This window comes from Aeromonas sp. s13 (genome assembly GCF_040907905.1).
GTDB lineage: Bacteria > Pseudomonadota > Gammaproteobacteria > Enterobacterales > Aeromonadaceae > Aeromonas > Aeromonas veronii.
This window is the reverse complement of sequence record NZ_JBFOCS010000053.1, coordinates 39,882-53,192: the sequence shown is the minus strand read 5'-3', so window position 1 is coordinate 53,192 and position 13,311 is coordinate 39,882. Positions and strand designations below refer to the sequence as shown.

Genomic DNA, 13,311 nt, shown 5'->3' with positions numbered 1-13,311 from the left:
CAGAGACTGACCCGCACCATGACGCTTTCCGGATTCCAAGGCCTGGTCTTTGACCTTGATGGCACCCTGGTCGACTCCATGCCGCTGCACCTCGCCGCCTGGGAACATACCGCCCGCGAGTTTGGCTTTCACTTCGACGCCGACTGGTTCTATGAACTGGGTGGCATGCCGAGCCGCAAGATAGCCCTGCTGGTGGCACAGGAGCAGCAGATCCCCCTCGATCCGATCGAAGTCACCCGCTGCAAGACCGCCCACTATGTGGCCAACCTGCACAAGGCGACCGTCTTTCCGGCCATGCAGGCGCTGGTCGAGCGCTATCATGGCGTCATCCCGATGGGGATTGGCACCGGCTCGCCGCGCATAAATGCCGAGGCGGTGCTGCGCAACACCGGGCTGGATCGCTACTTCTCTGTGGTGGTCACCGCAGACGATGTGGAGCTGCACAAGCCCAATCCGGACACCTTCCTGCTGGTCGCCAGCAAGCTGGGGGTCGAGCCATCAGGCTGTCTGGTGTTTGAAGATACCGGTATCGGGGTACAGGCCGGAGAAGCGGCGGGTATGCAGACCTGCATGGTCAAAGAGGGCAAACCGGTCGGCATAACGGCGTAGTGCGGAAAAAAATATCGCCCTGCAAGGGGCGATAACCGGAACCGGCTCTCATACGGGACATGAATGAAAATGAGAGCAGGTTCCGTCAGTCGCTGACGCAGGGCGCATCAACGGGGCGTGCGGGGCATACGATTACTCGTTGTTGCCGCCGCCCTGATTGTCGTCATAACGACCCGGCGCACCGTGGGGGCGCGGCGCCATGGAGACACGCGGCTTGCGCGCGCGCTGGATATTCACCTGCGGACGGCCGGTGTGCATGGCGATGGTGGAGATCTTGGCCTTGTAGACCAGCTGCTGGTTACCATGAGCATCGGTCAGCAGCACGCTGTACTGGTCGAACCCGCTGATGGTGCCTTCCAGCTTGATGCCGCTCACCAGAAAAATAGCGACCTGACTGCGGTTCTTGCGCAACCAGTTGAGGGCAGAATCTTGCCCGTTCCCGAGGGAGAAGGCTTGCTCAATCGTGGAGTAGCTGGGGGATTCAGTTGTCATAAATTATTGTCCCGCGGAAAAAAAGTGGCGTTTGATTGTGCTAAATGGGCACTGGCTTGTCAAAGTCATTCTCACTCCCGCCAGCAATAGCGGCCTCCGGGGGCTGGTCGCTGACCAGCACAACTGCGATAATCGCCAGCTCTGGCTCTACCACGGGCCTTATCTGGGGTTTTATCTTGCATCCGGTTTCACACCAACACCACACCACCTATGTCCATGATGCCACTGCCTGCGAAGAGTGTGACCTGCTGATATCGGCCACACCGCTCGAGGTGGGACAGGCCAGCTGCTGCCCCCGTTGCGGACACACCCTGAGTCGCCACCTGCCACAGCAGGAGTTGCGGCCGATCTCCTACGGGTTCGCGGCACTTATCATGTTCGTGCTCGCCAATGCCTTTACCTTTATGTCCTTCTCGGCCAAAGGGGTGGGCCAGGAGATGACCTTTTTGCAGAGCATCACCACCCTGGTGGATGAGGGCTATCTGTTTCTCGGCGCGGTGCTGAGCCTGACCCTGATCGGCCTGCCACTGGTCTATATGGGATCCATCATGCTGGTGCTGTGGCGAGTCGATAAAGATCTGCACAGCAATGCCCTGCGCTCCCTAGGCCGTCTGCTCTGCCGGATCAAACCCTGGCTGATGGTGGATGTCTTTCTGGTGGGGGTGCTCATCTCGCTGGTCAAGCTGATGGGGATGGCCGACATCAAGATGGGGCTGTCATTCTGGGCTTTCGTCGGTTACACGGTGCTGCTCATCAAGATGATCTCCTCACTGGATCAGATGTGGCTGTGGCAGCGGCTGTTCGGCCCTACCGAGGCGCGGGAGATCGACCCGGAAGCGGGCGCGCTGGAGTCCGGCCTGGTGGGCTGCCATATCTGTGGCGCTCTGAGCGAGGTGGGCAGCCACAGTTGCTCCCGCTGCGGCGGCAAGCTGCATGCCCGCAAGCCGGGCGGCCTGAACCGTACCTGGGCGCTGCTGTTTACCTCCGCCATTCTCTACATTCCGGCCAACGTCTATCCCATCATGGATACGGTGTTTCTCGGTGATGACAGCCCCTCCACCATCCTTGGCGGTGTGGTGCTGCTCTGGGCCATGGGCTCCTACCCCATAGCGGTGGTGATCTTTTTCGCCAGCGTGGTGGTGCCGCTGGTGAAAATACTGGCGCTATTCTGGCTTTGCTATATGGTGCAGCGCGGCAATGTCACCTCCCCCCTCGGCAAGCTCAAACTCTATCGCATGACCGAATTTGTCGGACGCTGGTCGATGATCGACGTCTTCGTGGTGGCCATTCTGGCGGGCCTGATCCGGCTCGACAATCTGATGACCATCTACCCCGGCCCTGCGGCCGTCGCATTTGCAGGTGTGGTGCTGATCACCATGGTCGCCGCCATGAGTTTCGACTCCCGCCTGATCTGGGATTTACAACAAGGAGAACGCGAACGTGAGTGAGCGTAAAAAAAGGTGGAAACCGGGCTCTGACTTTCTGAGCTCTGCCGCCGCAATCTGGATGGTACCCCTGCTGGCGCTGTTCATCGGTCTCTGGATGCTGTTCCAGCACTGGTACTCCCAGGGCCCCAGTTTCACCCTGACAGTCGCCACTGCCGAGGGCATAGTCGCCGGCAAGACGGTGATCCGTTCCCGCGAAGTGGACGTCGGCCGCATCGAGGCCGTCGAGCTGAGCGATGACTACAGCCATGCCGTGCTGAAAGGACGGCTGACCAATGCCGCCTCCGGCATGCTGCGCGGTGACAGCCAGTTCTGGGTGGTCAAGCCCAGAGTAGGCCGTGAAGGGGTATCGGGTCTGAGCACCCTGCTCTCCGGCGCCTATATCGAGCTCGCCCCCGGCAAGAAAGGTCGGGCGCGGGACGAATACGCTATGCTCGACAAACCGCCGCTCGCCTCCCTCGATGCCAAGGGGCTGCGTCTCACCCTCAGCAGTCGCGACACCCGCGCGCTCGGGGAAGGCTCCCCCATCAACTATCAGGGCTTCACCATAGGTCAGGTGGAAGAGGCGAAGTTCCTGCCGGAAAAGAGCGAGATGCAGTATCAAATCTTCATCCACGCCCCCTATGACATTCTGGTGAGCAGCAACTCCCGCTTCTGGATGACCCCGGGCTTCGAGGTCTCCATGAGCAGCGAGGGGATGAAGGTGAAGATGGATTCGCTGGAGAGCCTGATCGATGGCGGCATTACCATGGGTCTGCCACCCGGCTGGGCGCCTGGCGAGCCGGTCAAACAGATGGAAGGGTTCACCCTGTTCCAGGATGAGGCGAGCGTGCTGGCCGGTAGTCTGGATCAGTTCATCGACTACGTCTTCCTGTTCGATGACAACGTGGGTGGCCTGCACCCGGGCGCGGCGGTGCAGTATCGCGGCATTCGGGTCGGTACCGTCATCTCCGCCCCCTACCTCATCGAGGACAAGGGCGTGCAGATCTTCAAGAGCCGCCAGATACCAGTGCTGGCCCGCATCGAGGTGCAACGCCTCTCCCACCGCTATGCCAAGGCGGAGAAGGATCAGTGGCGCGCCCTGTTCGGCAAGCAGTTCAAGGAGGGGTTGCGTGCCAGCCTCAAGACCTCGAGCCTGCTGACCGGCGGCAAGATCATCGATCTCAACTTCTATCCGGACGCGCCACGTTTCGAGCAGGCCAAGCTGGCCGGTTATCAGGTCTTCCCCACCGTGCAGGGCGGGCTGGATCAGATCGAGCGCAAGGTGAACCTCATCCTAGACAAGTTTGTCGACATGGACATGGCGACCACCCTGACCAAGGTCAACGGGTCACTCACCACCCTGGATGGCACCCTGAAGAACATCAGTGCAGTTAGCGCCAACCTGAACAAGCTCACTGCCAAGGATTCCACCCAGCAGCTGCCGGCCTCGCTCAACGAGAGCCTCAAGCAGTTGCAGGAGACCTTGCAGGCCTATGATGCCCAGTCGCAGACCAATCAGGACCTGCGCCAGTCGGTGCAGACCCTCAATCAGTTGATGCGCGAACTGCAGCCGCTGGTGCACTCCCTCAACGAGCAGCCCAGCTCGCTGATCTTCGATCGCGCGCATCCATCGGACCCTGAGCCCAAGCGAGGCAAACAATGAAAAGAGAGATCCTGACGCTGGCCCTGCTGGGCCTGCTGGCGGGTTGCAGCAGCCAACCAAGCCTGCACTACTACTCGCTCGATGCCGACAACCAGCAACCCGTAACGGCCCCGGCCCAACCGCAGCACCAGCTGGTGCTGCGCCCGGTGGCGCTGGCCAGCCAGCTCGACCGGATCAGTCTGGTCTATCAGCTGGAAGGGCAAGAGCTGCACTTCACCGAGTACCATCGCTGGGCCGGTGCGCTGGACGATCAACTCAACCAGCTCACCCTCAATGGCCTCTCCACCCGCCTGCCGGGCTGGGTGGTACGGCAGGATGGCGCCCGCAAGGGGCCGGTGCTGACCATTCTGGTGGAGCGCTTTCAGGGCCGTCATGACGGCAGCGCCGTGCTGAGCGGCCGCTGGCGCCTGCTGGCGGAAGATGGCACCGTGCTGCGCGATGCCCCCTTCCGTCAGGAGCGAGTACTGCCAGCCGATGGCTACAACGCACTGGTGAACGAGCTGGGTCAGGGCTGGCAACAGCTGCTCGACCAGATCGCCGCCGAGGTGCGCAAGCAGGGTTGAGCACACCAACCTGCAAGCATCAGATAGAAAAAACGNGCAAGAGTCGGGGGCGACTTATGCCTTGGCGGGCAGGCTCAGGCGAGCGACAGCTTCGACGTGCATGGCGTGGAGGAGGAACATGTCAATCGCTCCGCGCCAATGTCCGATTACGCTTTCGCTGGCAAGCTCAGGCGGGCAACCGCTTCCACATGCATGGAGTGCGGGAACATATCGACCGGTTGCACCTCGTCCAGCACGAAGCCCTGCTTGACCAGCCAGGCAAGATCGCGGGCCAGGGTCTGCGGGTTGCAGGAGACATAGACCAGACGACGGGGCGCCATGGCGACTAGGGTCTGCAGCACCGCTTTGTCACAGCCTTTGCGCGGCGGGTCCATCACTACCACGTCAGCGGTCACTCCTTGGGCGTGCAGCTCGGGCATCAGCTGCTCGGCCTTGCCGACGTGGAATTCGGTGTGCTCGATGCCGTTGAGGGCGGCATTGCGACGGGCATCGCTGATGGCGCTCTCCACCGACTCGATCCCCACCACCTTGGCGGCCTTGCCAGCCAGGAACAGGGAGATGGTGCCGATACCGCAATAGATGTCGAACACCGTCTCGTTACCGGTCAGCTCGGCATACTCAAGGGCGCTGGAGTAGAGCACATCGGTCTGGGTCGGGTTGTTCTGGAAGAAGGAGAGCGGCGAGATCTCGAACTCGAGTTCGTGGATCTTGTCGCGGATCACCCCTTCGCCGAGCAGCACCCGGTTGGTCGCGCCCAGAATGCGGTTGGTGCGCTCGTTGTTGATGTTCTGCACCAGGGTAGTGACCGGCAGATCGCTCAGGGCTGCAAGCAGCTCGGCTTCGAACGGTAACTCCTCGCCCAAAGTGACCAGCACTACCATCAGCTCACCGCTCTTGAAGCCCTTGCGGGTCATCAGGTTGCGCACGCAGCCGCTGTGGTTTACTTCGTCATAGGCGGCGATGTCGTGCTCGCGCATCCAGTTGCGCACCCGGGCGTTGAGCTCAACGTGCAGCGGATCCTGCACCGCACAGTCATCGGCGGTGATGAGATCGTGGGAGTGCTTGCGATAAAAACCGATCTCGGCACCGGCGTCACAGCCACGCACCGCATATTGCGCCTTGTTGCGATAGGCGAACGGGCTTTCCATGCCAAGGATATCCTTGACCGGGGTGTCACCCAGCCCGGCCTGCTCCAGTGCGCTCTGCACCAGTGCCTGCTTGAGCTTGAGCTGGGCCGGATAGGCCAGCGGACGAACCTGACAGCCACCACACTCGGTGTTGGGGCAGAAATCGGCAACCCGATCGGCAGAGGGCTGGAGCAGCTCGGCAACCTTGCCGTGCAGATAGTTCGGCTTGACCTCGGTCAGCTCCACCAGCGCCTGCTCACCGGGCAGCAGACCTTCGACAAACAGGGGGCGATCGAACAGGCGTCCTTTGCCATCTCCTTTGTCGGTCAGTTCCAGGATCTCGATCTGGTGTTGATGTCCCACTAACGGCATGAGCGGCTCCAAAAGTACTAAAAATGGGGGGTGATGAACGCGGCAGAGCCATGCCCATCGAGAAAAGGTGGCAGAGTTTAGCGGAGATCCGGCCAAATTGCAGGCATAAAAAGCCTGCTTGTTGCAATGGTCATTGCCCTGACCATCTGCCGAGCGTGGCCACCTTTCGGGTTGCGGCAAATTTAGCCCTTGGGCCATAACGCCCAGCCTGTTAAAATTCCGCCCTTGAAATTATCCTGGGCCCCGCGCCCGTTCTAGCTAAGGTCTACCGCGATGCGTACCAGCCAATATCTGCTTTCCACTCTCAAGGAAACCCCCTCCGACGCTGAAGTTGTCAGCCACCAGCTGATGCTGCGCGCCGGGATGATCCGTAAACTGGCCTCCGGCATGTATGCCTGGTTGCCAACCGGTCTGCGGGTACTGAAGAAAATCGAGAACATTGTTCGCGAAGAGATGAACAATGCTGGTGCCGTCGAAGTCTCCATGCCGGTGGTACAACCCGCCGAGCTGTGGCAGGAGTCCGGCCGCTGGGATGACTACGGTCCCGAGCTGTGCCGCCTGACCGACCGTCACAACCGCCCCTTCGTGCTGGGCCCGACCCACGAAGAGGTAATCACTGCGCTGGTACGTTACGAAGTGAACAGCTACAAGCAGCTGCCGCTCAACCTCTACCAGATCCAGACCAAATTCCGCGACGAAGTGCGCCCCCGTTTCGGCGTGATGCGCGGCCGCGAATTCCTGATGAAGGATGCCTACTCCTTCCACATCGACAAAGAATCTCTGGTCGATACCTACGAGAAGATGCACGCCGCCTACTGCAAGGCGTTCACCCGCATGGGTCTGAACTTCCGTCCGGTGCAGGCCGATACCGGCTCCATCGGTGGTACCGGTTCCCACGAATTCCAGGTGCTGGCCGAGAGCGGTGAAGACTTGATCGCCTTCTCCGACAGCTCCGATTACGCCGCCAACATCGAGATGGCCGAAGCACTGGCACCGGCTGGTGAGCGCCCTGCCGCCACCGCAGCCCTGAGCAAGGTTGCCACCCCGAATGTTCACACCATCGACGAAGTGGCCGCTTTCCTGAACGTGGCACCGACCGCCATCGCCAAAACCCTGCTGGTACTGGCAGAGGAAGATGAGCACGGCAAGCAGGCCGTTATTGCGCTGGTACTGCGTGGCGACCACGAGCTGAACGAAATCAAGGCAGAGAAACTGGCTGGCGTGGCTAACCCGCTGACCTTCGCCAACGACGAGCAGATCAAAGCTGCCGCCGGTTGCGACGCAGGCTCCATCGGCCCGGTCGGCTTTGCCGGTCGCATCATCGTCGATCGCAGCGCTGCCCATCTGGCGGACTTCGTCTGCGGCGCCAACGAAACCGGCTTCCACCTGACCGGTGCCAACTGGGATCGCGACATCACCGCTTACGAAGTTGCCGACCTGCGCAACGTGGTGGAAGGCGACCCGAGCCCGTGCGGCCAGGGCAAGCTGCTGCTCAAGCGCGGTATCGAAGTGGGCCACATCTTCCAGCTGGGTACCAAGTACTCCGAAGCAATGAAGGCGAGCGTGCTGAACGAAGCTGGCAAGTCCGTCACCATGGAGATGGGTTGCTACGGGATCGGGGTTTCCCGTCTGGTGGCCGCTGCCATCGAGCAGAACAACGACCAGTACGGCATCATCTGGCCGGACGCCATCGCTCCGTTCGAAGTGGCCATCGTGCCGATGAACATGCACAAGTCCGAGCGCGTGGCCGAGCAGGCACAACAGTTCTACGCCGAGCTGAAAGCGGCCGGTGTGGACGTGCTGTTCGACGACCGTAAAGAGCGCCCGGGCGTAATGTTCGCCGACATGGAGCTGCTGGGCATCCCGCACGCCATCGTCATCGGCGATCGCGGTCTGGACAACGGCGTGGTGGAGTACAAGTGCCGCCGCACCGGCGAGAAGCAGGAAGTGGCCATCAGCGACATCATCGCCATGCTCAAGGCCAAGCTGGGCCGTTAATTCCGCCCTCTTCCCGATATAAAAAAGCGCGCCATTTGGCGCGCTTTTTGTTTCCGTATTCTGACGACGGCAACCGGATGGCGGGTTTCGCCTCAGGGATTGCGACCAATAAAGAGGTCGGTCACGTGGCAGCTGCTTCTGGCTTCCAGTGCGTCGAGCATATAGGCCGCCGCATCTTCCGGGGTCATGAAGCCACTCGGGTCCACGTGATCCGAGTTGTCCCAGAATTCGCTGCGGATCCCGCTCGGGTAGAGGTTGACCAGCCGCAGTGGCGAGCCTTTCAGCTCGGCACGCAAGGATTCGAGAAAGCCGCGCATCCCCCATTTGGAGGCGCAGTAGAGGCTCTCGTTAGCCTTGCCCACCTGAGCGGCGGAGGAGAGCACATTGGCCAACACTCCGCCTTTCTCACCGATAAGCCGCACCGTCTGCTGAGCCACCAGAATGGTGGAGATGAGATTGCTCTCCACCACCCGGCGGATCTGCTCGGCGGTGTAGACACCGACCGGGCCAAACTCGCCCACCCCGGCGCAGTGGATCACCATGTCGGGCTGCCCGCCCCACTCCACCGCAGCGGCGAAGGCGACGTCGACCTCTTCATGGTGCGCCAGATCGGCAGCGATGCCGATCACCGCGCTGCCGAGCAGTTGTTCCTGCTCCTGCAGTCGCTGATAACGGCGCCCCATCATGGAGACCTGATGGCCCCGCTCAACCAGTCCGATGGTCAGCGCCCGGCCGAGACCAGAACCGGCACCTGTCACTATGATGTGGCCCATTATCGCCCCTCGTCGTCAGTCGACGGTCAGATTAGAAAGTGAATTCGCCGCCCATGAACCAGCCATCAACAGACTGGTCGATATTGGCGAAGTCGACCTTGGCTTCACGCCAGCCGGCACGCAGCTTGATCGGCATGGAGGAGAACTTGTAGGAACCACCCAGACGGTAGTCATAGTTGTCCGCATCGTGAGTACGCAGATCGCCGAAGAAGGCGATGCCGGTGCCCGGGATCTTCACTTCGCTGCCGGCATAGGCCATCAGGGTATCTTCGTCATAACCCTTGCGACCGAAGTAGACCTGCTCGCCATCGTAGTGACGGCCGGTCATACCCAGATCGATCTTGAACAGATCGTTGTTGAACAGACGGTAGTAGAGGCTCAGATCGTAGGCGGTCAGATCGTTTTTGAAGTTGCCGCCGGAGGTGCTGAAATCGGAGACTTCAAACTTGGCGTTCGGCAGGAAGATGATGCCGTGTTCCAGTTGCAGATAGCCGTTCCAGTTGTAGCTGTCGTCATAGCTGCCATCAGCACTGGTACCATAAGCCTGACCACTGCCCTTGGCGGCCCATACGTCGGCACCGGCGGCAAAACGCCAGTCGTCAGCGGCCATGGCACTCTGGCTGCACAGAGCCAGCACAAAACCGGCAATCAGCGTCTTTTTCATTACGTCACTTCCTCTTGCATACATGGAAAAGAGCACTATTTTACTCGGTGCAGCCAAAATACCCAGCGTCAATCCTGAACAAACGACGACAAATGTCAGTGCTTCATATGCTTCATATGCTTCATCTCTGCCATCGGCTCAATCGGCTTCACCGGCAGTGACAGCTCCAGCTTCTGACCATCATCCATGGTGAGGGTGAGCGGGAAAGGAGTCTGCTCGGAGAGCGTACCCACCTCGAACAGCATGATGTGCAGGCTGCCCGGTTTCAGCACAGCTTCGCCCTTGGCCGGGATCTCGATATTCTCGACCTGACGCATCTTCATCACGCCATTTTCGTGCAGGTGGGTGTGCAGCTCGGCACGCCCGGCCGCAGCAGAAGCCGCCGCCACCAGCTTGACCGGCTGGTCGGCGTCATTCTTCAGCACCATAAAGGCGGCAGTGTTGGGGGAGCCCGGTGGCAACAGGCGCACATAGCCGTCGACAGCCTCGACCTTAGCCAGTGCAGGCGCCGTCATACCCAGAACCAGCAGAGAATAAAACGTACGTTTAAACATGGTTGAAATCCTTTTATGATGTTGTTAAACGGCGCCAAGGTTACCCCAGCAGCAACCTTTTTTGCACCTTTCAATAACAAGGATTTAGACATGACCCCCATTCTCATTGCCGAGCAGCAGGATGGCTTGCTCACCCTGACCCTCAACCGCCCCGACAAGCGCAACGCCCTCAATACCGAGCTCTATAAGCAACTGGTGGCAGCGCTGCGAGAGGCGGCAGCCGATGAGGAGGTGCATGTCCTGCTGTTGCAGGGGCAGCAAGATTGCTTTACCGCGGGCAATGATCTGGCCGACTTTATGGGCAAGAGCTCGCTGGAGCCCGACGATCCCATACTGCAGCTCCTCCACACCCTGGCCGACTTCCCCAAACCCGTGATCGCCGCCGTTGCCGGCCCGGCTGTGGGGATTGGCACCACCATTCTGCTGCATTGCGATCTGGTCTATCTGGCGGATAACGCCCGCTTGCAGCTTCCCTTTGTCGAGCTGGGGCTGGTGCCGGAGTTCGCCTCCAGCCTGCTGCTGCCGCGTCTGGTGGGACACCTCAAGGCGGCAGAGCTGTTGCTGCTGGCCGAGGCGATGGATGCCGAGGAGGCGCTACGTCTCGGGCTGGCCAACAAGGTGGTGGCGGCCGATGGAGTGCTCTCCTTTGCCCGCGAGCAGGGGCTGAAGCTGGCGGCCAAACCGCCCAGAGCGCTACAAAAGAGCAAGGCGCTGCTGAAACAGGAGCTCAAACAGGCGGTGCACTTTGTCATCGATCTGGAGGCGCGCGCCTTCGCCCAGGCACTGCAAGGGGAAGAGGCGCAGCAGCGCATCGCCCAGAAACTCAAACGGCGGGGCTGAGCCGCGCCCACATCCGTTCAGTTGAGTCGAAAACGGCCGATCAGCTCGCAGCCCTGCACCTTGTCCTGCAGCTGGATCAGCCGGGCAATTTCCGGATTGGGGTGACGCTTGAGAAAGGCGAGCAGGGCTCCGCGACAGCAACCCAGCTCGCTGATCAGTGCCTCGCACTCCCGGTTGGGGCACTGCGGCACCAGCGCCGTCACCAGCTCGGAGGCAAGCTTCAGGTAGCGCAGCTCGTAAGTCGGCTCATCCATCGCCCGCCAGAAGTCGGCCAGCCGGTGACAGGTGGCGACCCGCATGGTGGCCAGCTCGGTCAACTCGACCTGGGTCATCTGGTAAACATCTCCCAGCGCCTGCTGATAAAAGCAGATCGCCGCCCCCAGCGAACCGGCCTGCCAGGCACGCTCCGCCTCCAGCATGTATCGTTGCCAACTTTGCGGTGTCATCTCGCTCTCCCGAGTCCGTCATGGTGGGAGTGTTATCATGGCTAATTGAGAATAAATATCAACCAGAGGGTTAGTGCAGGATCTTTGCGCAACCTTGGCAAATCCGGCATCCGACCTTATGATCGTGCCCCTCCTCCCTCCTTTGGAGCACACCACAATGCGACCACGCCTCCCGCAGATGCTGGGCTGCTCCCTGCTCTGCGTGCCCCGCATGCTGGTCTGGATCTATTAGCTGCGCTCAAGCGAACGCAACCCATCCGATCCATTCAGCAAAGGAGTACCAATATGAGCACCTGCCAACACTGGTCGCAGGTCGAATACCTGCACCTGACGGTGACCAACCCCAATATCTGCCTCAAAGGGCAGCACAGCTACTACTCGGGTGCCTGGGATGGCCCCTTCGAAGAGGTGGCGGTGCGCTACCTCCATGGCGATCCCTTCAGCCGCAGCCCGGAAACCGGCTGGGAGCCGCTCTGGCATATCGACCGGCTCCATATCGGCGACTATGTGCAAATTGCCGCCGGGGTAAAGATCATCATGGGGGGCAACCACACCCACAACACGGCCTTCATCAGCACCTATCCGTTCGCCGATCTGGCGGCGCTCAAGCGCAGCTACCACCCCGCAGGTGATACCCGCATCGGCAACGATGTCTGGATCGGCATGGAGGCGATGATCATGCCCGGTGTCACCATCGGCGATGGCGCCATCATCGCCGCCCGCTCGTTGGTCAATCAGGATGTGCCGCCCTATGCCATGGTGGCGGGTACCCCGGCCAGGGTGGTGCGAATGCGCTTTGGCGAGGAGGAAATTGCCCGGCTACAGGCCCTCGCTTGGTGGGATTGGCGGGATCAACAGGTCAACGATCTGCTACCGCTGATCCAGCAAGGTGACGTCGCCCTGCTTGAACAGGCTGCTGCCCGCTGGGTGGTGTGCCATGGGTGACCACCGCCAGCCAGCAGTAGCAAGCTGACAGCATAAGGGCGACCCCGGGGTCGCCCTCTTTTATCTCCGGCATACTCTGGATGCCGTCATCGCACACCCACTCACTGCGCGCTTTTGGACTGGTTGAGGCTGCACTGCTTGCCGGGATAACCGGGTAGATCCTTGGCATCGCTGCCGCAGGCGAGCCGTTTGGCCTGTTGCAGGCGGGCCGCCAGATTGGCGCTGTCCACCGGCATCCACTGCATCTGCTTGCCGAGCCAGCTGGCCCAGGCAAACTCGACGAAATAGACCTGTTTATCTTTGCGAAAGTAGCCCGCATTCTGCAGCAGTCCGGCGAGGGTGCGATAGGGGTAATCAGGCAGCTTGTCGATACTGCTCGGCAACTGCTCCGGGGTCAGCGGCTGCCCCTTCTCATCCTTGAGCCAGGCCCAGTGGTTGTTCTGCATCTGGCTCCAGAAGTTGGCCTTGTCCTGCAGGCGGCCAATCACCTTGACCCGGGCATCCTTGACGCCCTGCTGCCACAGCGCCTTGGTGAGATGGTGTCTGTCCACCAGCCAGTAACTGCCATCCGGCGCAATTACCACGGGGATCTCTTTCTTTTTCATCAACTTGTCGAGCTGCTTTGCGCTCATGCCCGCCAATGTGGCCTGGGTCTCATCGACCTGGATCTGGCCGACGCCTCCCTGAGTCGGGTGCAAGGCATCGATGCCGATCTCGCACCAGTTGCCCACCGCCGTGTCGCTCTGGCACGGGGCCAACGCCCAGGCACCCTGGCTCAACACACAGGCCAGCAATAACCATGCTTTCATCGTTTGACACTCCTCACCACATTGAACTG

The 13,311-nt window shown here is 60.8% G+C and carries 14 protein-coding genes; 7 read left to right on the top strand and 7 right to left on the bottom strand.

Annotated features, from left to right (window positions below; all coding sequences use genetic code 11):
* Positions 1-18 precede the first annotated feature (18 nt).
* Positions 19-609, top strand: coding sequence for an HAD family phosphatase (locus AB5Y82_RS09535; RefSeq protein ID WP_201296120.1), 591 nt, complete (start codon positions 19-21; stop codon positions 607-609).
* Between the two features lie 132 nt (positions 610-741).
* On the opposite strand, the gene hfq is transcribed toward AB5Y82_RS09535, so the two are convergent.
* Positions 742-1,101 (bottom strand): RNA chaperone Hfq, encoded by a 360-nt coding sequence (gene hfq, locus AB5Y82_RS09530; RefSeq protein ID WP_005335772.1) that lies wholly within the window; start codon positions 1,099-1,101, stop codon positions 742-744.
* Positions 1,102-1,277: 176 nt separating this feature from the next.
* Here hfq and AB5Y82_RS09525 point away from each other — a divergent pair, with 176 nt between their 5' ends.
* Genes AB5Y82_RS09525 through AB5Y82_RS09515 form a run of 3 tightly spaced genes read left to right on the top strand, consistent with a single transcriptional unit; the run spans position 1,278 to position 4,754 of the window.
* Complete coding sequence (locus AB5Y82_RS09525; RefSeq protein WP_159144361.1) at positions 1,278-2,549, top strand: paraquat-inducible protein A; 1,272 nt, start codon at positions 1,278-1,280, stop codon at positions 2,547-2,549.
* Positions 2,542-4,191, top strand: a complete 1,650-nt coding sequence (gene pqiB / locus AB5Y82_RS09520; RefSeq protein ID WP_005335774.1) for an intermembrane transport protein PqiB — start codon at positions 2,542-2,544, stop codon at positions 4,189-4,191. The genes AB5Y82_RS09525 and pqiB overlap by 8 nt, the downstream gene beginning before the upstream one ends.
* Positions 4,188-4,754: a membrane integrity-associated transporter subunit PqiC gene (locus tag AB5Y82_RS09515; RefSeq protein WP_111900225.1), complete on the top strand. Its 567-nt coding sequence runs from the start codon at positions 4,188-4,190 to the stop codon at positions 4,752-4,754. Before pqiB ends, AB5Y82_RS09515 begins: the two co-directional genes overlap by 4 nt.
* 146 nt (positions 4,755-4,900) lie before the next feature.
* Here the strand turns inward: AB5Y82_RS09515 and rlmD are convergent, their stop codons facing one another.
* Entirely contained in the window at positions 4,901-6,253 is a 1,353-nt protein-coding gene (gene rlmD, locus AB5Y82_RS09510) for a 23S rRNA (uracil(1939)-C(5))-methyltransferase RlmD (RefSeq protein WP_150995703.1), read from the bottom strand.
* Between the two features lie 273 nt (positions 6,254-6,526).
* On the opposite strand from rlmD, the gene AB5Y82_RS09505 reads away from it, so the two are divergent.
* Positions 6,527-8,251 (top strand): proline--tRNA ligase, encoded by a 1,725-nt coding sequence (locus AB5Y82_RS09505; RefSeq protein ID WP_043820454.1) that lies wholly within the window; start codon positions 6,527-6,529, stop codon positions 8,249-8,251.
* Between the two features lie 92 nt (positions 8,252-8,343).
* Here AB5Y82_RS09505 and AB5Y82_RS09500 read toward each other — a convergent pair whose 3' ends face one another.
* From AB5Y82_RS09500 to AB5Y82_RS09490, 3 genes are all read right to left on the bottom strand, one after another.
* The gene (locus AB5Y82_RS09500; RefSeq protein ID WP_042052437.1) at positions 8,344-9,024 is read right to left on the bottom strand and encodes an SDR family oxidoreductase; all 681 of its coding nucleotides are present in this window, start codon (positions 9,022-9,024) and stop codon (positions 8,344-8,346) included.
* A 31-nt stretch (positions 9,025-9,055) separates the two neighbouring features.
* The gene (locus tag AB5Y82_RS09495) at positions 9,056-9,688 is read right to left on the bottom strand and encodes a TIGR04219 family outer membrane beta-barrel protein (RefSeq protein ID WP_005354809.1); all 633 of its coding nucleotides are present in this window, start codon (positions 9,686-9,688) and stop codon (positions 9,056-9,058) included.
* A gap of 95 nt (positions 9,689-9,783) precedes the next feature.
* Positions 9,784-10,242, bottom strand: a complete 459-nt coding sequence (locus AB5Y82_RS09490; RefSeq protein ID WP_159144363.1) for a copper chaperone PCu(A)C — start codon at positions 10,240-10,242, stop codon at positions 9,784-9,786.
* Between the two features lie 90 nt (positions 10,243-10,332).
* Between AB5Y82_RS09490 and AB5Y82_RS09485 the strand changes: the two genes are divergently transcribed.
* Positions 10,333-11,082, top strand: coding sequence for an enoyl-CoA hydratase-related protein (locus AB5Y82_RS09485; protein WP_159144364.1), 750 nt, complete (start codon positions 10,333-10,335; stop codon positions 11,080-11,082).
* A 17-nt stretch (positions 11,083-11,099) separates the two neighbouring features.
* On the opposite strand, the gene AB5Y82_RS09480 is transcribed toward AB5Y82_RS09485, so the two are convergent.
* The gene (locus AB5Y82_RS09480) at positions 11,100-11,528 is read right to left on the bottom strand and encodes a DUF2753 family protein (protein WP_159144365.1); all 429 of its coding nucleotides are present in this window, start codon (positions 11,526-11,528) and stop codon (positions 11,100-11,102) included.
* 285 nt (positions 11,529-11,813) lie between these two features.
* On the opposite strand from AB5Y82_RS09480, the gene AB5Y82_RS09475 reads away from it, so the two are divergent.
* Complete coding sequence (locus AB5Y82_RS09475; protein ID WP_159144366.1) at positions 11,814-12,473, top strand: CatB-related O-acetyltransferase; 660 nt, start codon at positions 11,814-11,816, stop codon at positions 12,471-12,473.
* A 101-nt stretch (positions 12,474-12,574) separates the two neighbouring features.
* On the opposite strand, the gene AB5Y82_RS09470 is transcribed toward AB5Y82_RS09475, so the two are convergent.
* Positions 12,575-13,282 (bottom strand): ParB-like protein, encoded by a 708-nt coding sequence (locus tag AB5Y82_RS09470; protein ID WP_159144367.1) that lies wholly within the window; start codon positions 13,280-13,282, stop codon positions 12,575-12,577.
* Positions 13,283-13,311 lie beyond the last annotated feature (29 nt).

Excerpts from the sequence above, each read along its gene's own strand:
- hfq (WP_005335772.1), bottom strand. The coding sequence starts at position 1,101 with ATGACAACTGAATCCCCCAGCTACTCCACGATTGAGCAAGCCTTCTCC.
- AB5Y82_RS09515 (WP_111900225.1), top strand. The coding sequence starts at position 4,188 with ATGAAAAGAGAGATCCTGACGCTGGCCCTGCTGGGCCTGCTGGCGGGT.
- AB5Y82_RS09505 (WP_043820454.1), top strand. The coding sequence starts at position 6,527 with ATGCGTACCAGCCAATATCTGCTTTCCACTCTCAAGGAAACCCCCTCC.
- AB5Y82_RS09480 (WP_159144365.1), bottom strand. The coding sequence starts at position 11,528 with ATGACACCGCAAAGTTGGCAACGATACATGCTGGAGGCGGAGCGTGCC.
- AB5Y82_RS09495 (WP_005354809.1), bottom strand. The coding sequence starts at position 9,688 with ATGAAAAAGACGCTGATTGCCGGTTTTGTGCTGGCTCTGTGCAGCCAG.
- rlmD (WP_150995703.1), bottom strand. The coding sequence starts at position 6,253 with ATGCCGTTAGTGGGACATCAACACCAGATCGAGATCCTGGAACTGACC.
- AB5Y82_RS09535 (WP_201296120.1), top strand. The coding sequence starts at position 19 with ATGACGCTTTCCGGATTCCAAGGCCTGGTCTTTGACCTTGATGGCACC.
- AB5Y82_RS09470 (WP_159144367.1), bottom strand. The coding sequence starts at position 13,282 with ATGAAAGCATGGTTATTGCTGGCCTGTGTGTTGAGCCAGGGTGCCTGG.
- AB5Y82_RS09490 (WP_159144363.1), bottom strand. The coding sequence starts at position 10,242 with ATGTTTAAACGTACGTTTTATTCTCTGCTGGTTCTGGGTATGACGGCG.
- AB5Y82_RS09485 (WP_159144364.1), top strand. The coding sequence starts at position 10,333 with ATGACCCCCATTCTCATTGCCGAGCAGCAGGATGGCTTGCTCACCCTG.
- AB5Y82_RS09500 (WP_042052437.1), bottom strand. The coding sequence starts at position 9,024 with ATGGGCCACATCATAGTGACAGGTGCCGGTTCTGGTCTCGGCCGGGCG.
- AB5Y82_RS09475 (WP_159144366.1), top strand. The coding sequence starts at position 11,814 with ATGAGCACCTGCCAACACTGGTCGCAGGTCGAATACCTGCACCTGACG.